This is a genomic window from Amycolatopsis orientalis (genome assembly GCF_000943515.2).
Classification (GTDB): Bacteria; Actinomycetota; Actinomycetes; order Mycobacteriales; family Pseudonocardiaceae; genus Amycolatopsis; species Amycolatopsis orientalis.
In genome coordinates this window covers 4611970-4628887 of record NZ_CP016174.1, presented here as the reverse complement: position 1 = coordinate 4628887, position 16918 = coordinate 4611970, and the positions used below count along the sequence as shown (strand labels likewise).

Genomic DNA, 16918 nt, shown 5'->3' with positions numbered 1-16918 from the left:
TCCGATGGCCGTACTCGACGTCCCCGGCGCCCGCCTGCACCACACCGTCACCGGCAGCGGTCCCGTTCTGCTGTGCATCCCCGGTGGCGCCGCCGATTCCGGCATGTTCGCCCCGATCGCGGGCCTGCTCGCGGAGCACCACACGGTGATCACCTACGACCCGCGCGGGATCTCCCGCAGCACCCTCGACGATCCCGACGAGGAGCAACGGATCGAGGTCCACGCCGACGACGCGCTCAGGCTGCTCGACAGTGTGCAGACGGAACCGGCGGTGATCTTCGCGTCCAGTGGGGGCTGTCCACCATGAACGGGGCATCGAGGCGGCGATGGCGAGGTTCACGGCCGCTGCCGGTTTCGAGAGGGACGCGGGCGCTCTCCCGACGGAGATGCGGAAGAACATGGAGTTCTTCGTCGTGCACCTGATGAAGATGATCGGGGACTTCACTCCGGACTACGAAGCGCTGAAGGCGTCGGGGACCCGGATCATCGTCGGCGTCGGCAAGGAATCGGCCGGGCAGCCCGCGCACGAGGCCGCGGTGCTCGCCGCCGGCCGTCTCGGCGTGGAGCCGGCCTATTTCCCCGGTGACCACGGCGGTTTCGCCGCCGAGGCCGCGGCGTTCGCTCCGCTGCTCCGGGAGGCTCTCGGCGCTTGAGGCCTGGGGGATGTCATGAGGGGTCCCCATGGGACGAAATTCGTCCTAGGGGGACCCCTCATGACACGCGCGGCGGCGGATCAGGCGCGGGCGTGCACGATCAGCCCGCCCACCAGTGCGCCGAAGCCGCCGATCGCGGCCAGCGTCCGGACCAGGTTCCACCGTTCCCAGACGCCTTCGAACTTCGCCCGCAGCGCCTCGAAGTCGGTGCTGTCGCCGTCGAAACCCGCTTCGAGCGCGTTGTTCAACGGCACGTTGATCGCCATGGTCACGATCAGCATCACCAGCAGCAGGACGAACCCCGCGATGAGCCATGGCAACGCGGATCGCAGCTCCGACCGGAAGTGCAGCGCCGCCGCCACCGCCGCGAGCAGGGGCGCGCCGCCGAAACTCAGCGCGAACCAGCCGTTGAGGATCGCGATGTTGATCTCCCGCATCCCGGTCACATAGGTCCGGGCGTCGGCCCGCCCCAGCCCCGGCATGACCGAGCACGTGTAGGCGTAGAACAAGCCCGCGATCAACCCCGCCGCGATGACGGCCGCGATCAGGATGACCGTGCTCAGCGTCGACACTCCTGTCGCCTCCCTTCCGATTCCCGTTCGTTTCATCGATTCCAGACCCCGGTGGCCGCGGCTTTCGCGGCATAGTCGGAGAAGTCCCTCGCGGGCCTGCCCAGCACCTGTTCTACGTCACCGGTGAGCGAGGCATTCCGGCCGTCGAGGATCCGCGTGAACAGGTCGGTCAGGCCCTCGATCTCCTCCTCCGGCACGCCCTGTTCGGCCGCCCCCGCCGCGAACTCCGCCGCGGAGACCGGAACGTACCGGACATCCCGCCCCGCAGCCTTGCCGATTTCCGCCGCCACGTCCGCGAAACCCAGCAACCGGGGCCCGGTCAGCTCGTACACCCGGCCGTCGTGCCCGTCGGTGGTCAGCGCCGTCACCACGACGTCGACGATGTCCTCGACGTCGATGAACGGCTCGGTCACCTGCCCGGCGGGGAGCACGATCTCACCGGCGAGGACCGGTTCCAGCAGGAAGTGCTCGCTGAAGTTCTGCGCGAACCAGCTGGACCGCACGACCGTCCACTCGGCACCGGACTCGCGCACACCTTCCTCACTGACCACGGCCTCCTCCTCACCGCGGCCGGACAGCAGCACCAGCCGCCGGACGCCGTGGTCCACGGCCAGCTTCGAGAAGTCGCGGATCGCCTCGGCGGCGCCGGGGAAGGCGAGGTCGGGGTAGTAGGTCAGGTAGGCGGCGCCGATGCCGGTGACCGCCGCCGTCCAGGTGGAGCGGTCGTCCCAGTCGAACACCGGGCGCGAGGCCTTCCGGACCTCGATCCCCTGGTCGGTCAGCCGCCGCGCCACCCGGCGCCCGGTCTTGCCCGTCGCACCGAGGACCAGCACCGTCTCGTTGTTCTTCGTCTCTGTCATGCCCTTAGTCAAGCGCCCTGGAATGAGACGCGACATAGTTCAAAGGCTCCATTCCATGTTTCATCGTCTACACTTCGCGGCTATGGACCCTCTCGCCGGACTGCTCGACGGACCTCGCGCCCGCGGCGCGTTCCTGCTGAAATCGGTGATGTCCCCGCCGTGGTCGCTGCGCGTCGAGGACGAGGCGCCGCTGACGGTGATGGCCCAGGTTCGCGGCGACTCCTGGGTCGTGCCCGAGCACGGGGACGCCGTCCGGCTCGGCGCCGGCGACATCGCCATCGCGCGCGGCCCGGACCCGTATCTCGTCGCGGACGATCCGGCCACCCCACCGCAGGCGATGATCCTGCCGGGACAGGAATGCCTGACCCCCGACGGACGCCACCTCACCGAGCTGTCCGACCTCGGCGTCCGCACCTGGGGCAGCGACCCGGACGGCCCCGTCGTCCTGCTGACCGGCACCTATCCGCTGGAGGGCGAGATCAGCAAACGGCTCCTCACCGCGCTGCCGCCGCTGCTGGTCGTGCGGGACGAGGAGTGGGAGAACCCGCTCGTGCCGTTGCTCGCCGGGGAGATCGTCAAGGACTCGCCGGGTCAGGAAGCCGTCCTGGACCGGGTGCTCGATCTGCTGCTGGTCGCCGCGCTGCGGACCTGGTTCGACCGGCCGGGGGCCGCGGCACCGGCCTGGTATCGCGCACATGGCGACCCCGTCGTCGGCCGGGCGCTGAAACTGTTGCAGCACAAGCCTTCCGAGCCGTGGACGGTGGCGAGCCTCGCGGCCGACGCCGGGGTTTCGCGGGCCGCGTTCGCCCGCCGGTTCACCGCCGCGGTCGGCGAACCGCCGATGGCCTACCTCGCGAGCTGGCGCATCGCGCTCGCCGCGGATCTCCTGCGGCAGCACCCCGACGTCACCATCGGCGCGGTCGCGCGGCAGGTCGGCTACGGCAGCTCGTTCGCGCTCAGCACCGCGTTCAAACGCGAACACGGCGTCAGCCCGCAGCACTACCGCACCGGCGTCGCGTAGCGCTCGACCAGTTCCGCGCCGATCCGCGCGAGTTCCTCCTGGACCGACGGCGGGCCCAGCACCTCGATCATCGAGCCCCAGCCCGCGAGTTTCTGGGCGATCATCCACGCCACCGGCGCCGACACCGTCACCCGCACCCGCCCGTCGCCGAGCGTCTCCTCCACCACCGACTGCCGTCCGAAATGGTCCTGGAGGATCGGCAGATGCCGCTGGGCGATGAGCACGGTGGCGTCCAGCCCCGAGCGTCGGCGTTCGACCTGGTCGACCACGCCCTCCCACGCCCGCGACAACTCGAAGTCGTCCGGGCGCGCCGCGGGCAGGTCGCTCACCTCGACGTCGGACATCCGGTCGACACGGAAAGTCCGCTGGCCCTTCTCGGTGCCGGCGACGAGGTACCAGACGTCGTCCTTGTCCACCAGGCCCCATGGATCCACCAGCCGCTCGGCCGGGTCGGCCCCCCTCTTCGCGTAACCGAAGCGGACCTTGCGGCGGCGGACGATCCCGGCCTGCAGCACGGTCAGCGGTGCGGGCCGTTCCTTCTCCCGCTCACCCCAGCGGGACGGATCGATGACGACCGCGTCCGCGGCGGCCTGGGCATCGGCCCGGAAGGTGTCGGGCAGGGCGCGGACCAGTTTCCGCAGCGCGGATCTGACCTCCGGCGAGATCGACGCCGCCGGCCCGGCCAGCAGGAACAACGCCTGCGCCTCCGACGCCGACAGTCCACTGAGGTCCGTCCGCGCGCCGCCGATCAGCGACCAGCCGCCACCTCGGCCCGGTTGCGGGTACACCGGCACACCCGCCGCCGACAGCGCCTCGAGGTCACGCCGGGCCGTGGCGACCGAGATCTCGAGCTCGTCGGCCAGCTCCGAAGCCGTGACCCGGCCCCGCGCCTGCATCAGCAGGAGGGTGGCCACCAGGCGATCAGCGCGCATACACCCCAGTCTGGCAGGTGAACCGCTCACCCGATGCGCACTTTGGGCGCTCTCGCGTTTCGTCCTCTGGATGCGGTAGTTGGCATCGCGAACTACCGCATCCAGAGGACGAAACGCGGCTTGACCTTCACATCGATGTGAGGGCTTACGGTCGGCCGCAACCGACCTCGAAGGAGCACACATGGCAGGCGCAGTGGTCATCGGCGCGGGACCGGGCATCGGACGCTCGGTGGCCCTCCGGTTCGCCCGCGAAGGGCTGCCGATCACCCTCATCGCCCGCACCGAGGCGACGCTCGCCGCGGTGGCCGCGGAAATCGGGACCGCGCTCGCGCTGACCGCCGACGTCACCGACGAGAAATCACTCACGACCGCCCTCGACGCCGCCACCCGCGAACACGGCGAGCCCGACGTCGTGATCTACAACGCCGCCGTCATCCAGGCCGACGCCCCCGGTGAACTCACGGCCGAAGAACACCTCAGGGCCTGGTCGGTCAACGTCGTCGGGGCGATCACCACCGCCGCTCACGTCGCGCCGGGGATGGCCGAACGCGGCTCCGGCACGATCATCATCACCGGCGGGATGCCGGACGCCATACCGGAATACACCAGCCTGTCGCTCGGCAAGGCCGGTGTCCGCGCGCTGGTCTCCCTGCTGGACAAGCGATTCGGGCCCTCGGGGGTGCACGTCGCATCGGTCACCGTCGCCGGCGCCGTCGCGAAGGGGACACCGTTCGACCCGGACGACATCGCCGAGCACTACTGGCGCCTGCACACCCAGCCGCACGACGGCAGGCTGCGGGAGATCGTCCACAAAGGATGAAAACGGCTACCAGTGTGCCGGGTGGGAGAGCGACTCGGGCAGCGTCGTCGTGGCGTCGCCCTTGGCCGCGTCCAACTGGGACTGGATGAGGAAGAGCGCGCCGCGCAGATCCGCACCACGGATGTCGGCGTCGCGCAGGTCCGCCCCGATGACGTCGGCCTCGCGGAGATCTGCGCCGCGCAAGTCCGCGCCGATCAGGTAAGCCCCGCGCAGGAGCGCGCCGCGCAGGTTCGCGCCCTTTAGTTTCGCGCCGATGAGGTCGGCGCCGCGCCGGTCCTTCTTCTTGCCCGGCACCTCGGCGCGGGCGAGCTCGCTCGCGCGCAGCAGCAGGCCGTTCACCTCGCCCCGGTGCGCGTGGACGTCCAGTTTCCGCAGCACGTCGGGTTTCTCCAGCGTCATCCGCTCGGTCCGGTCGATCATCCCGGCCAGGTCGCCGCGGATCGGCGCCGACGTCGGCAGCGCGGCCGCCTCGGTGAGGTAGTAGAGCAGTTCCTGCAGATCCCGCATGACCGGGAACACCGCGAACATCGACCTCGCCGTCTTCGGCGCCTTCCGCCAGTCCTCGCCGTCGAAGGTTACCTGGGAGACCTTCTGGCCCGCGCCGAAGCAGTCGTAGACAGTGCAGCCGGTGAAGCCCGTCTTGCGGAGCTTGTCGTGGATGCCGCACCGGGAGTCCGCGAGCAGGTTCGGGCACGCTTGGCCCGCCGGTTTGGTGATCGCGAAATCGGCCGAAGCCGCGAAGGCCGGGACGACGCAGCACAGGCCGAAGCAGTTCTCGCAGTCGGCTCGCAGGCTCGAAATGGCTGGCACGGTGATTCGGGCTCCAGAGGATCGGCAGGTGTTCCCCGCACAGGGTACGGAGGAGCCCAGGTCCACTTTCCGTGCAGGGCACCCCACGCTAATGGTCGCCAGACGAAGGTCGGGTCCTGCCCCATTCAGTCGATATCGGACATGTCAAACGCTCAATAACCTCGATCTTCGTGGGCTTCGGCAGGTGCCGTCCCATGCGGTCGAGCTGGACCGCTTTCCTCTCCCGTGGTCTTGACCGGCCGGTCCCCTGCGAAACGACAGGACGAACGCATGCGAGAGACGAGACAAGCGCGTTGGCTGACGGGTGCCGGAATGGCGAGTGTCCTCGCCGTGGCGATCAGCGTCACCGCCGCTCCCGCGCAGGCCGCCGAAGGACAGATCCTCGCCGCGGGATCCCCTGAGGCGATCCCGAACAGCTACATCGTCACGCTGAAGGACACCGGCGTCGTGGACGCGCTGGCCAACCGCTTCGGCGCGAAGGTGGAGCAGGTCTACAGCGGCTCGCTCAAGGGCTTCGCCGCGTCACTCTCGGAGAAGCAGGCCAAACGGCTCGCCGCGGATCCCTCGGTCGCGGCCGTCGAGCAGAACCAGGTCGTCCACGCGGACGCCACGCAGGTCAACCCGCCGTCCTGGGGCCTCGACCGGGTCGACCAGCGCAACCTCCCGCTCGACCAGCGCTACAGCTACACCTCCACCGGCGCCGGCGTGAACGTCTACGTCATCGACACCGGCCTGCGGATCAGCCACACCACCTTCGGCGGCCGCGCCCGCAACGGCTACGACTTCGTCGACAACGACGCCGTCGCCCAGGACGGCAACGGCCACGGCACCCACGTGGCCGGCACCATCGCCGGTTCGCAGTACGGCATCGCCAAGGGCGCCACCGTCTACGGCGTCCGCGTGCTCAACAACTCCGGCAGCGGCACCACCGCCGGCGTCATCGCGGGCATCGACTGGGTCACCAAGAACCACGTCAAGCCCGCCGCGGCCAACATGAGCCTCGGCGGCGGCGCCTCGACCGCCCTCGACGACGCCGTCCGCCGCTCGATCGCCGCGGGCGTCACCTACGGCGTGGCCGCCGGGAATTCCAACGCGAACGCCTCGGGCTACTCCCCCGCCCGCGTGACCCAGGCGATCACCGTCGGCTCGACCACCAACACCGACGCGCGCTCCAGCTTCTCCAACTACGGCTCGGTCGTGGACATCTTCGCGCCGGGTTCGAACATCACCTCGTCCTGGAACACCGGTGACAGCGCGACCAACACCATCAGCGGCACCTCGATGGCGACCCCGCACGTGGTCGGCGTCGCCGCCCGCTACCTGCAGAACAACAAGTCCGCCACCCCCGCGCAGGTGGCCACCGCGCTCATCAACGCCGCCACCCCGAACAAGGTGACCAACCCGGGCTCCGGTTCGCCGAACCGGCTCCTGTACTGGGCGCCGACCGCCTGATCACGTCCGTCGGCCGGTCCGTCGGCCAAGTCCGTGAAGGCCTCCTTGAGGGACCCTGAGTCCCTCAAGGAGGCCTTCACGGACTCCAGGGCGGTCCGCGCGCTACAGCACCTTCCGGATGCTCGGTACGACGGCCGCGAGTCCGGCGGCGTTCGGGTGCAGGGGCGCGAAGCTGTTGTTCACCACCGACGGGATGAGCCCTTCGATCCATTTGACACCGATCGGCTGACAGGCGTCGTGCCCGATGCTCGGCGTCCGGATGTCGACGTAGCTCGCGCCGTGCGCCGCGGACTGCTCGGCCATCCGCGCGTTGAGCCTGTCGATGTTGGCCTGGATGTAGTCGGCGTCCTGCGGCAGCACCGGCACGAGCGGCCAGCAGCCGCCGCCCTTGATCCCGGTCGGGTAGCCGACCATGACGATCTTCGCCCGCGGGGCACGCTGGCGGATCTGCTCGATGACCGTCCCATAGGTGGCAGCGAAGGCGTCGATCCTGGTCGCGTACTTGTCCACCCCGCCCGCTGTGTTGGCCGCCTTGCAGGACGTGCCCACCGGAAGCAGGTTCACACACGACGTCGCGAGCCCGACCAGCCCCACGTCGTTGCCGCCGATGCCCACGGTCACCAGGGTGGTGTCGGCGGACAGCGCGTCGTACTGCGGCGGGTTGGTGCCGGAGATGATGCCCTTCTGCGGATTGCTGAAATGCGACGTGGTCGCGGCACCACAGGTGACGTCGCGCAGTTCGTCGACCTCGATCTCCTTCGCCAGCAGGCCCGCGTAGTTGATCGCGGACCGGGCGCAGGTGAGCAGATCGGACTGCGGCAGGACCACGGAACCGGCCGAGAACGAGTCACCCATCGCGACGTACACCTGGCGCTCGGCCGCGATGGCCGGTGTCGCGAATCCGGCGAGGGTGAGTGCGGTGCCGGCCACCGCGGCGATACGAACGAGTCTTCCCCAGCGAGAACGTGTCACTGCCGCCTCCTGCATGCGTCGTCGGATGCCGCGGACAGCGTCCGCCGGGGAGCGGGTGAACCACTAGAACGGAAGCGCGCGTTCTTGATCGGAGTTTTGTAGGTTTCCTCTATGACCACGCCGTCCGCGCAGCCGTGGCGCCGCCTGGACGCCTCGGTGCTCACCCGACTGGAACCGGACACCGCCGCGATCGCGTCCGCCGCGCTGGACCAGGTCCGCGCCGGGCTGCGGACCCCGCTGGACCACCGGACGGCGGCGAACCTGCAAACCACCCTCGACGTCGCGCTGTCGGCCTTCTTCAGCGAGATCGGCCACCCCGACGTCACCACCGACCGCGAGGTCTACCGCGCGCAGGGCCGGGCCCAGCACACCGCGGGCCGCAGCCTGGAAGAGATGCTCGGCTTCTACCAGTCGGCCGCGCTAGGGGTGTGGCGGCAGCTCACCTCGGCGGCCCCGGCCGTGGACCTCCCCACGCAGGCGATCGTGGAACTCGGCGAGGCGCTTTTCGCGTTCATCGCGGAACTCTCGGCCGCGGCCGCCGACGGATACGCCGAAGCGCGGTCACAGGCGGCGCGGGCTGGGCAAGCGCGGCGCGACCGGCTCCTCGGTCTCCTGCTCACCGAACCGGCGCCCGCCCGCGACGTGCTCGACGACGCCGCGAGCCAGGCCGCGTGGGTTCCGCCTGACCGGCTCGTCATCGCCGTCACCAGCGCCGATGTCGCGCCACGGTTGCTGGACCGGATGCCCGGCCGGGTACTGATCGGCCGCCACGACGACCTCACGGCCGTGGTCATGCCCGCCGACCGGCTGGAGTGGTACCTCGGCCGGTTGCGGGATCTGCTTGGCCGGGACCAGGCCGGTGTCGGCCCGGTGGTCCCGCTGCGCTCGGCCGCGCTCGGCGCCCGCCGGGCGAGCGCGTTGTGGCGGCTCACCCGCACCGGCGCCCTCGGCGACAGTGCCCTCGTCCACACCACCGACCACCGCATCGACCTGCTGCTGACCGCCGATCCGGAACTCGCCGCCGAGTTCGCGAAGGACGTCCTCGCCCCGCTGGCGGGTCTGCCCGAACCGGCGAGACAACGGCTGACCGCGACGCTGGCGGCCTGGCTCGCGCGGCCCGACCAGCCGCAGGCGATCGGTGTCGAACTGCATGTCCACGTCCAGACCGTCCGGTACCGGATCCGGCAGCTGCGGACGCTCTTCGGCGGCACGATCGACGACCCGGCGGGCCGCTTCGCGCTCGCCACCGCGCTGCGGATCGATCCGCATGTCTCGTCGCTGGTATCGAGGGAACCTACAAAAGCCTCAGCGCGGGACGTCCATGCGCTGCGTCCCGACGACCGATAGCAGCCGCAGCGCGTTCTCCGACGGGGTGCCGGGGTCGGCGGTGTAGATGACGACCTGCTGATCCCGGTCGCTGATGGCGAGGACGTCGCAGTTGACGTTGATCGGGCCCACCACCGGATGCCGGAACGTCTTGCACAGGGTGGGCTCGGCGCAGACGTCGTGCGCGGCCCACAGCCGGGCGAAGTCCTCGCTGCCGTCGAGAAGTTCCCGGATCAGCCCGGTGACCTCGGGATCGTCGGGATAACGGCCGGCGGTGGCCCGCAGGTTCCGGACCGCGCTCGCGGCGAACTCGTCGGCGTCCGACACCCCGTACAGCCGCCCGCTCTCCGGCCGTGGCCCGAGGAACGCGCGGCGGACGAGGTTGCGGTCGCGGCGCGGGAGTGCGGAGAAGTCCTCCATCAGTGCCGCGGCGAGGTCGTTCCAGGCGAGCACCTCGTAGGTCGCCGACAGCACGATCGCCGCGGCCTGCGGAAGGCGCCGCAGAAGGGCGAGGATGCTGGGCCGGACCTCACGGGACGGGCCGGGCGGAGGTCCCGGCGGGGCACCGGCGAGATGGTGCAGGTGGTCGCGTTCCACGTCCGACAACCGCAGCGCCCTGGTCAGCCCGGCCAATACCTCGCGGGAGGGCCGGGGACCGCGTGCCTGCTCCAGCCGTGTGTAGTACTCGGTCGAGATGAACGCCAGCTGCGCCACCTCCTCGCGGCGCAGTCCCGGGGTGCGGCGACGTGGCCCGGCGGGCAGGCCCACGTCGGCGGGGGCGATCCGCTCGCGGCGGCTGCGCAGGAAATCCGCCAGTTGTGCTCTGTCCACCTCTCCAGTGTGCGCGACGCGCCTGGCCCAGCCAGGTACCGCCGGTGCCTGGATAGCGTCACCGGGCGGGCGGACTCTCGGTGGCATGACCAACACAACGACTGTTTCGGGCCTGCTGGACAGCAAGGTCGCCTTCGTCACCGGCGCCGGCCGCGGTATCGGTGCCGCCGCCGCGCGGCTGTTCGCCGAGGAGGGCGCCCGTGTCGTCCTCGCCGCCCGCACCGAGTCCCAGCTCAAGGCCGTCGCCGAGGAGATCCGCGCGGCGGGCGGCGTCGCGGACCACGTGGTGTGCGACCTGGGGGACGCGGCGAGCGTGCGCGCGGCCGTCGGCCGGGCCGTGGACCTGCACGGCAGGCTCGACGTCGCGTTCAACAACGGGGCGACGAACGTGCCGCCCGGCCCGCTGGACCGGGTGACCGAGGCCGACTTCGACCGCATCTACGCGGTGAACCTCAAGGGCCCGTGGCTGGCGATGGTCGCCGAGATCGAGGCGATCAGGGCCACCGCGGGGACCGGGGCCATCGTCAACAACACCAGCGTCGGCAGCCTGACGGCCAATCCCGAACTCCCCGCGTACGGCGCGATGAAACGAGGCGTCAACAGCCTCACCGCCTCGGCCGCCGTCACCTACGGGCCGGAAGGGATCCGGATCAACGCCGTCGCGCCCGGAACGACGATGACGGAGATGTTCAACGACTGGGTCGCGAGCTCCCCCGGGATCCTGGAGCGGCTCAACGCCCAGACCCCGCTCGGGCGGGTGGCCGAACCCGAGGAGGTCGCGCAGGCCGCCGCATGGCTGCTGAGCGACCGGGCCTCCTACGTCACCGGCACCGTCCTGCGGGTGGACGGCGGGATGCTGTCCTGAGCGGTGGATCGGAGGGAACCGGTGTCCGCCCGCCGACGTCAGAACGCGACCGCTGACCGAGGAGGAGCCGATGCCGTTCCTTGATCCCGAACCGCTCTACGCCAAGCTCACCTCGGGTGACGCGGCGGGCATCGCCGAAGTCGGCACCACCATCGCCGACGCCAAGGCGTCGTTGCGGACCGTCGCGGACGGGATCTCCGACGGCGCCTTGCGGGCGGCGCGGTCATGGCGCGGTACGGCGGCCGCGGAGTTCGTCGGTAAGGCGAAAGAGTCTTCGCGAACCGTCGCCGAGGTGTACACCCAGCTCGACACCGCAGAGGCGGCGATCAAGGGCGCCGCGAAGGCGTACTCCGCGCTGCGGACGTCGGCCGACACCGCCATCGGCCCCTGGCGCAAGCTCGGCTTGACCGATCTCGTCGAAGCGCCGGAGATCGCGATGAAGACCATCCGGGCGCTGACCGTCGCCCAGCAGACCTACGAAAGCAGGCTCACCGCGCTGGCGGCCACCACCGACGGCGGCGGAAGCGAGGGCTGGGACAGCGACGGCAACGCCGACATCAGCGGCGTCGATCCAGGGCAGCCGTGGACGTCGCAGGGCCTTGCCTACGACGGCAAGAACCTGCTCGTCGGCTCGTACCACGACGGCGACGGCGACGGATCGGGCGACAGCCCCATCGGCCCCGGCCTGACGCCAAGCAGGCTGACCTACGTCGACTACGAGACCGGAGTGGAATCGGGAAACGTCTACCTCAACGGCGACGACGAGGTCGGCGCGCCCACGCACACCGGCGGTGTCGCGACGGACGGCAAGCACGTCTGGGTGTCGTCCAACGGATACGTGTACGTCTACGACAAGGCCGAACTCGACGCCGCGCGGGACAGCGGCAAACCGGTCGCCGCTGTGGACGTGGTCGACACGCCCGCCCACAGCTACGTCACCTACGCGCAAGGCAAGCTCTTCGTGGGCGACTACACCAACAACCGGCTCTACGAGGTCCCCGTCGGCCCGGATGGTTCACCCCAGCCGGACAAGGCCGGAGAACCGATCGAGACGCCGAACAACGTCCAGGGTGTCGTGGTCCGCGACGACGAGTTCATCTTCTCCTCCTCCGACGGGCACAGCGGCAAGTTCTACCGGCAGGACCGGACGCCGGAGTGGTTCGACTTCAACGATCGCGAAGAGATCGAGCTGAAGGGCGGTGAGCCGGGCAACGACGACGGCTACGACTCGCACGGCGTCGAGGAAGCCGTCGAGATCGACGGGGAGATCGTGCTGGCACACGAATCCGGCGCCTACGGGTACCAGAAGAACCCGGGTTCGAAGTGGGACGAGCCTGAGCTGACCAGGATCTCCTTGGAAGAGCTCGGCCTCGACCCGGACGGTGCGCTCTCCTCCGGCGACGCCGGATACGAAACGGACCCCGATTCGCTGGTCGGCGCCGCGGGTGTCCTGGACGAGGCGACGTCGACGTTGAGCGGCGCGGCGGGCGCGATGTCGCGGCTGCAACTGGTGGCGCGTCTGCTGGGCGAGGTTCCCGCCGCCACCACGTTCAGCGACACGCTGACCAAGCACATCAGCGCCGCCGGGGATCGGCTCACGGCGAGTGCGGACACGGTCGGTGGCATCGCCGACAGCCTGGTGACCGGCGCGGACACGTATCGGCGCGTCGAGGACGGGATCCGCGAGGGGCTGGACAAGCTCGGCGAAGCCCTGCCCTGAACCGGCGGCTCTTCAGCCTGCGGGTGTGCCGATCCTGTCGTGTTCGAGCGCGGTCAGGAGTTGCCGCAGCGCCTGCGCGGCGGCGCCTAGCCGCGCAGGGTCGAGGGCCGTCTGGATGAGCGCGCCGATGGCCGCGAGCGTCTCGTCCGCTTCGTGGACAAGCCGCGAGGTCCCCGACTCGTGCGTCCGGATGGTCGCGCAGGTAGCGCAGGAACTCGTACTGCGAGGCCGCGATCCCGTGGCCTCGGCGCATCCGGTCGTTGAGCGCGTTGTACAGGCGGGTCTCGCACCGCACCAGGTCGTTGAAGAACGGGGCCGTCGTCGCATCAGCGCTCTTATATATGCCAGGCCCTCGACCGCGCCGCCCTTTTTCTCGCCCAGCACCTCGGCAATTCTTGTCCCTTTTGACCGTTTACGCGATACGCGTATCCAGTTTCGCGTCAGCCATACGCGAAACTGTAAGCAAAGCGATGCACCGTGATAATGACCCTTATGACTGAGCATCCCCAGAAGAGGGCTAGAGCCCCCGATTGATCGCTGCGGTCGCCCATCGAGCGTGTTGCTTCGGGGGCGCGCTCGGCGGCTGCCGAGGGTGGGATGACACCGGATGGCTGACGTTCGGTGCTCAGCGACGACCTGAGAGCGTTTTACCTGGTACGGGGTGCGAAATAACTTGCCGACGAGGCGGCTAGGAGAGGTTTTTGCCCGGAGCGGCGCTGGGCGAAGTCGCGCTCATCCGGTCTGGTCGATCGCGGACAGGCAGCGTCCGGCCTGCCGCCGCAGTGCGCCCGCGAGGTCGGGTGGTCCGCTGACCAAGGTGAAGTCGGTCTGCACCGAGGTGATCATCCAGACCAGGTCGGTGGTGGTTTCGGCGCCGAGGTGCAGCAGGCAGCTGTGCTCGTCGACGGCTTCGATCGCACCCATGCCCGGCCAGACCCGGTCCGTCACAGCGTCGGCGGATTCGTGCAGGGTGACCGTCGCCTGGCAGGGCCAACCGCGCGCGGAAAGCTGGTGCGCCAAGTAAGTCGCGACGTCGTCATAGGGCAGCTCGCGCGGGGTGAACCGGGGTCCGGCGGGCGGTTTGGGGGTGAGCCGGTCCACCCGGAAGGTGCGCCAGTCGTCGCGGCCGGTGTCGAACGCGACCAGATACCAATGCCTGCCGAAGTTGACCAGGCTGTGCGGTTCGGTGGTCCGGCGGGACGCGCCACCGCGCGGACTGATGTAGTCGAAGCGCAGGCACTCCTGGCGACGGCATGCGTCGGCGATGGTCATCAGCGTGTCCGCCGAGATCTTCGGGCCGGGTGCCACCCCGGCGCGCACGGTCGCGCTCTGGAGTGTGTTCACCCGATGCCGAAGCCGCGACGGCAGCACCTGCTCCAGCTTGGTGAGCGCGCGCAACGCCGTCTCCTCGATACCGGAGACCGAACTGCCCGTGGCGGTGCGCAATCCGACGGCCACCGCGACGGCTTCGTCGTCGTCGAGCAGCAGCGGCGGCAGGGACGCGCCCGCGCCGAGCCGATAGCCGGGTGTGCCCTGGAGCGCGTGCACCGGATAACCGAGTTCCCGCAGACGCTCCACGTCCCGCCGCACGGTCCGCGTGGTGACGCCGAGGCGTTCCGCCAGTTCGGCGCCCGGCCAGTCACGGTGCGTCTGCAGTAACGACAGGAGTTTCAGCAGTCGCGCGGAAGTCTCCAGCATGATTTCCATTCTGCCCGATCGTTAGGACCAAACCTGTCCTAACCGCCTCCTAGCGTTGCGCCCATGACACCGGACATCCACCCCTTCTCGATCGATATCCCGCAGGCTCAGCTCGACGACCTCGCCGCACGGCTGGCCGCCACCCGCTGGCCGTCCGAACTGCCCGGCGTCGGCTGGAGCCGAGGGGTGCCCGTCGCTTACCTGACCGATCTCGCGGAGTACTGGCGCGCCGAGTTCGACTGGCGGGCGCAGGAAGCCGCGCTCAATGCGCACCCTCAGTTCGTCACCACCCTCGACGGCCAGCGCCTGCACTTCCTCCACGTGCGCTCCCCCGAGCAGGACGCCACGCCGCTGGTCCTGTTGCACGGCTGGCCCGGCGGGGTGACCGATTTCCTCGACGTGATCGGGCCGCTGTCGGACCCGCGGGCGCACGGCGGCGACCCGGCCGATGCCTTCCACCTGGTCATCCCGTCTCTGCCGGGCTTCGGCTTCTCCACGCCGCTGGCCGGGCCGGGCATGAACGCTGCGAAGATGGCGGGCCTGTTCACCAAGTTGATGGCGGACCTCGGCTACGAACGCTACGGCGTGCAGGGTTACGACACCGGTTCGTGGGTGGGCCCGGAGATCGGCAAGCAGGATCCCGAGCACGTGATCGGGGTGCACGTCAACGGGATGATCTCGTTCCCGATCGGCGCCGAGGGTGAACTGGACGACCTCCCCGAGGCCGACCAGCGACGCTGGCAGGCGATGCAGAACTTCAACGACGGCTACCTGCAGTGCAACTCCAAGCGTCCGCAGACGGTGGCCTACGGCCTGCACGACTCGCCCGCCGGTCAGCTCGCGTGGATCGTGGAGAAGTTCAAGGAACTGACCATGCCCGAAGACGCGCTGCCCGAGCAGTGCGTGGATCGCGACCGCATGCTCGCCACCATCTCGCTGTACTGGTTCACCGGCACCGCGGGCTCCGCCGCCCAGATCTACTACGAGGAGCTGTCGGCGAACGGCTGGAGCGACAGCTGGACCGAGTGGACCGGCGGAACCGGCGGCTGGACCGCCGAAGCGCCCACCGGGCCGAAGGTGCCCGTCGGCGTGCTGGTGTCCGCGCATGACGTCACCATCCGCCGCTGGGCCGAGCGCGACCACCACATCGTGCATTGGACCGAACTCGGCCACGGCGGGCACTTCCTCGCCATGGAGGCGCCCGCCGCGCTGGTCGACGACGTCCGCGTCTTCTTCCGGAAGGTTCGCTGAGATGGGCGCCCGCGGGACCGCGGTGCTGAGCCCGCGGGCGCTCAACCGCGCCCTGCTCGACCGGCAGTTGCTGCTCGGCCGCGCCGGACTGGACGTGGTCGCGACGACCGGGCACCTCTTCGGACTCAACGCGCAGTCCCCGGATCCGCCCTATCTCGCGCTATGGAGCAGGCTCGACCGTTTCACCATCGAGGACCTCACCACCGCCATCGAAACCGGTTCCCTGGTGCGGTCCGTGTTGATGCGGGCTACCCAGCACCTGGTGCCGACGGCGGACTTCCGGCTCGTACGGCCGGTGCTGTCGCCCTTGCTGAAACGGGTGCAGCGCAACGTTTTCGGCCGCCGTACCACCGGCATCGAGCTGGACGACCTCGTCACCGAAGCGGCGGAACTGCTGTCCAGCGGCGAAGTGCTCACCCGTCCCGAACTGGGCCGAGCGCTCGCGCGAACCCGCCCCGGCGCCGACGCGACCGCGCTCGGCTGGACGGTGCAGTACCTGCTCCCCGTGGTGCATCCCGCGCCGAGCGGGACGTGGGGCAAGCGCGGTGCGACCCCGGTCGCGGCCTTTCCGGACCTGCCCGAAGCGACCGCCGGGAGCACCCGCGAAATGGTGCGGCGTTACCTGGCCGCGTTCGGCCCGGCCACCGTCGCCGACGCACGGACCTGGTCCGGGGTGAGCGGGCTGCCTGAGATCTTCGAGCAGTTGCGGCCGGAACTGCGCACCTACGCGGACGAGTCGGGCCGCGAGCTGTTCGACTTGCCCGACCGGGAACTGCCGCCCGCCGATCTCCCCGCGCCCGTCCGGCTGTTGCCGGAGTTCGACGCGACGTTGCTCGCGCACGCCGACCGGACCCGCATCATGGCCGACCCGATCCGGCGCCAGGTTTGCCAAGGCGACGCGGTCGCGGCGACCGTGCTCGTCGACGGCACGGTGGCGGCGACCTGGACGAGGGACCGGGCTGGTGCGCTCACCGTGGTGCCGTTGCGCCCGCTTTCCGCGAACGACCGTGAGGCCATCGAGGCCGAAGCCCTGCGTCTGCTCACTTTCGCGGCTCCCGGTCTGGCCCACACCGTCCATTTCGGAGCTTGAGCCGCTCTCGATGCGGAAGAGCGCCCTGCGGCCTCGATTTCCTCA

17 protein-coding genes are annotated in these 16918 nt (G+C 70.0%); 10 read left to right on the top strand and 7 right to left on the bottom strand.

The features are described 5' to 3' along the window. The first annotated feature begins 4 nt into the window (after positions 1-4). Both SD37_RS43835 and SD37_RS43830 read left to right on the top strand, forming a co-directional pair. Positions 5-307 (top strand): alpha/beta fold hydrolase, encoded by a 303-nt coding sequence (locus SD37_RS43835; RefSeq protein WP_236725431.1) that lies wholly within the window; start codon positions 5-7, stop codon positions 305-307. A 19-nt stretch (positions 308-326) separates the two neighbouring features. Further along, on the top strand, positions 327-653 hold the full coding sequence (locus SD37_RS43830) for a hypothetical protein (RefSeq protein WP_236725430.1): 327 nt from the start codon (positions 327-329) through the stop codon (positions 651-653). A gap of 80 nt (positions 654-733) precedes the next feature. On the opposite strand, the gene SD37_RS20275 is transcribed toward SD37_RS43830, so the two are convergent. Both SD37_RS20275 and SD37_RS20270 read right to left on the bottom strand, forming a co-directional pair. Then, positions 734-1225 carry an anthrone oxygenase family protein gene (locus SD37_RS20275; protein ID WP_083255021.1) on the bottom strand — a complete coding sequence of 164 codons (492 nt, stop codon included), beginning with the start codon at positions 1223-1225 and terminating at the stop codon, positions 734-736. A gap of 32 nt (positions 1226-1257) precedes the next feature. Then, the gene (locus tag SD37_RS20270; RefSeq protein ID WP_044853363.1) at positions 1258-2085 is read right to left on the bottom strand and encodes a Rossmann-fold NAD(P)-binding domain-containing protein; all 828 of its coding nucleotides are present in this window, start codon (positions 2083-2085) and stop codon (positions 1258-1260) included. 82 nt (positions 2086-2167) lie between these two features. Between SD37_RS20270 and SD37_RS20265 the strand changes: the two genes are divergently transcribed. Then, on the top strand, positions 2168-3106 hold the full coding sequence (locus SD37_RS20265; protein ID WP_044853362.1) for an AraC family transcriptional regulator: 939 nt from the start codon (positions 2168-2170) through the stop codon (positions 3104-3106). Here the strand turns inward: SD37_RS20265 and SD37_RS20260 are convergent. Further along, a complete protein-coding gene (locus SD37_RS20260) occupies positions 3085-4038 on the bottom strand; it encodes a helix-turn-helix transcriptional regulator (protein WP_044853361.1) in 954 nt (317 codons plus the stop codon). The genes SD37_RS20265 and SD37_RS20260 overlap by 22 nt on opposite strands. A 181-nt stretch (positions 4039-4219) precedes the next feature. Between SD37_RS20260 and SD37_RS20255 the strand changes: the two genes are divergently transcribed. After that, on the top strand, positions 4220-4858 hold the full coding sequence (locus SD37_RS20255) for an SDR family NAD(P)-dependent oxidoreductase (protein WP_044853360.1): 639 nt from the start codon (positions 4220-4222) through the stop codon (positions 4856-4858). Between the two features lie 6 nt (positions 4859-4864). Here SD37_RS20255 and SD37_RS20250 read toward each other — a convergent pair whose 3' ends face one another. Next, positions 4865-5668 carry a pentapeptide repeat-containing protein gene (locus tag SD37_RS20250; RefSeq protein WP_044853359.1) on the bottom strand — a complete coding sequence of 268 codons (804 nt, stop codon included), beginning with the start codon at positions 5666-5668 and terminating at the stop codon, positions 4865-4867. 270 nt (positions 5669-5938) lie between these two features. Between SD37_RS20250 and SD37_RS20245 the strand changes: the two genes are divergently transcribed. Next, the gene (locus SD37_RS20245; protein ID WP_236725429.1) at positions 5939-7120 is read left to right on the top strand and encodes a S8 family peptidase; all 1182 of its coding nucleotides are present in this window, start codon (positions 5939-5941) and stop codon (positions 7118-7120) included. 102 nt (positions 7121-7222) lie between these two features. On the opposite strand, the gene SD37_RS20240 is transcribed toward SD37_RS20245, so the two are convergent. Next, positions 7223-8050, bottom strand: coding sequence for an SGNH/GDSL hydrolase family protein (locus SD37_RS20240; RefSeq protein ID WP_044853357.1), 828 nt, complete (start codon positions 8048-8050; stop codon positions 7223-7225). 153 nt (positions 8051-8203) lie between these two features. Here SD37_RS20240 and SD37_RS20235 point away from each other — a divergent pair, with 153 nt between their 5' ends. Then, on the top strand, positions 8204-9439 hold the full coding sequence (locus SD37_RS20235; RefSeq protein WP_044853356.1) for a PucR family transcriptional regulator: 1236 nt from the start codon (positions 8204-8206) through the stop codon (positions 9437-9439). Here the strand turns inward: SD37_RS20235 and SD37_RS20230 are convergent. Next, positions 9398-10249, bottom strand: a complete 852-nt coding sequence (locus tag SD37_RS20230) for a helix-turn-helix transcriptional regulator (RefSeq protein WP_044853355.1) — start codon at positions 10247-10249, stop codon at positions 9398-9400. The two genes, SD37_RS20235 and SD37_RS20230, sit on opposite strands and share 42 nt — an antisense overlap. A gap of 85 nt (positions 10250-10334) precedes the next feature. Here SD37_RS20230 and SD37_RS20225 point away from each other — a divergent pair, with 85 nt between their 5' ends. Together SD37_RS20225 and SD37_RS20220 are read left to right on the top strand one after the other, a co-directional pair. Continuing rightward, positions 10335-11114 (top strand): SDR family NAD(P)-dependent oxidoreductase, encoded by a 780-nt coding sequence (locus SD37_RS20225; protein WP_044853354.1) that lies wholly within the window; start codon positions 10335-10337, stop codon positions 11112-11114. Positions 11115-11184: 70 nt separating this feature from the next. Beyond that, positions 11185-12834, top strand: coding sequence for a WXG100 family type VII secretion target (locus SD37_RS20220; RefSeq protein WP_044853353.1), 1650 nt, complete (start codon positions 11185-11187; stop codon positions 12832-12834). Between the two features lie 732 nt (positions 12835-13566). Here SD37_RS20220 and SD37_RS20215 read toward each other — a convergent pair. Continuing rightward, complete coding sequence (locus tag SD37_RS20215) at positions 13567-14532, bottom strand: helix-turn-helix transcriptional regulator (protein ID WP_044853492.1); 966 nt, start codon at positions 14530-14532, stop codon at positions 13567-13569. A 63-nt stretch (positions 14533-14595) separates the two neighbouring features. Here SD37_RS20215 and SD37_RS20210 point away from each other — a divergent pair, with 63 nt between their 5' ends. Together SD37_RS20210 and SD37_RS20205 are read left to right on the top strand one after the other, a co-directional pair. Then, the gene (locus SD37_RS20210; RefSeq protein ID WP_044853352.1) at positions 14596-15783 is read left to right on the top strand and encodes an epoxide hydrolase family protein; all 1188 of its coding nucleotides are present in this window, start codon (positions 14596-14598) and stop codon (positions 15781-15783) included. 1 nt (position 15784) lies between these two features. Next, entirely contained in the window at positions 15785-16873 is a 1089-nt protein-coding gene (locus tag SD37_RS20205; RefSeq protein ID WP_044853351.1) for a winged helix DNA-binding domain-containing protein, read from the top strand. Positions 16874-16918: the final 45 nt, after the last annotated feature.

What these genes read in the sequence shown, in the direction of transcription:
- SD37_RS43835 (WP_236725431.1), top strand. Translation starts at nt 5, where the DNA reads ATGGCCGTACTCGACGTCCCCGGCGCCCGCCTGCACCACACCGTCACC.
- SD37_RS20245 (WP_236725429.1), top strand. Translation starts at nt 5,939, where the DNA reads ATGCGAGAGACGAGACAAGCGCGTTGGCTGACGGGTGCCGGAATGGCG.
- SD37_RS20265 (WP_044853362.1), top strand. Translation starts at nt 2,168, where the DNA reads ATGGACCCTCTCGCCGGACTGCTCGACGGACCTCGCGCCCGCGGCGCG.
- SD37_RS20270 (WP_044853363.1), bottom strand. Translation starts at nt 2,085, where the DNA reads ATGACAGAGACGAAGAACAACGAGACGGTGCTGGTCCTCGGTGCGACG.
- SD37_RS43830 (WP_236725430.1), top strand. Translation starts at nt 327, where the DNA reads ATGGCGAGGTTCACGGCCGCTGCCGGTTTCGAGAGGGACGCGGGCGCT.
- SD37_RS20235 (WP_044853356.1), top strand. Translation starts at nt 8,204, where the DNA reads ATGACCACGCCGTCCGCGCAGCCGTGGCGCCGCCTGGACGCCTCGGTG.
- SD37_RS20215 (WP_044853492.1), bottom strand. Translation starts at nt 14,532, where the DNA reads ATGCTGGAGACTTCCGCGCGACTGCTGAAACTCCTGTCGTTACTGCAG.
- SD37_RS20220 (WP_044853353.1), top strand. Translation starts at nt 11,185, where the DNA reads ATGCCGTTCCTTGATCCCGAACCGCTCTACGCCAAGCTCACCTCGGGT.
- SD37_RS20255 (WP_044853360.1), top strand. Translation starts at nt 4,220, where the DNA reads ATGGCAGGCGCAGTGGTCATCGGCGCGGGACCGGGCATCGGACGCTCG.
- SD37_RS20205 (WP_044853351.1), top strand. Translation starts at nt 15,785, where the DNA reads ATGGGCGCCCGCGGGACCGCGGTGCTGAGCCCGCGGGCGCTCAACCGC.
- SD37_RS20260 (WP_044853361.1), bottom strand. Translation starts at nt 4,038, where the DNA reads ATGCGCGCTGATCGCCTGGTGGCCACCCTCCTGCTGATGCAGGCGCGG.
- SD37_RS20210 (WP_044853352.1), top strand. Translation starts at nt 14,596, where the DNA reads ATGACACCGGACATCCACCCCTTCTCGATCGATATCCCGCAGGCTCAG.
- SD37_RS20225 (WP_044853354.1), top strand. Translation starts at nt 10,335, where the DNA reads ATGACCAACACAACGACTGTTTCGGGCCTGCTGGACAGCAAGGTCGCC.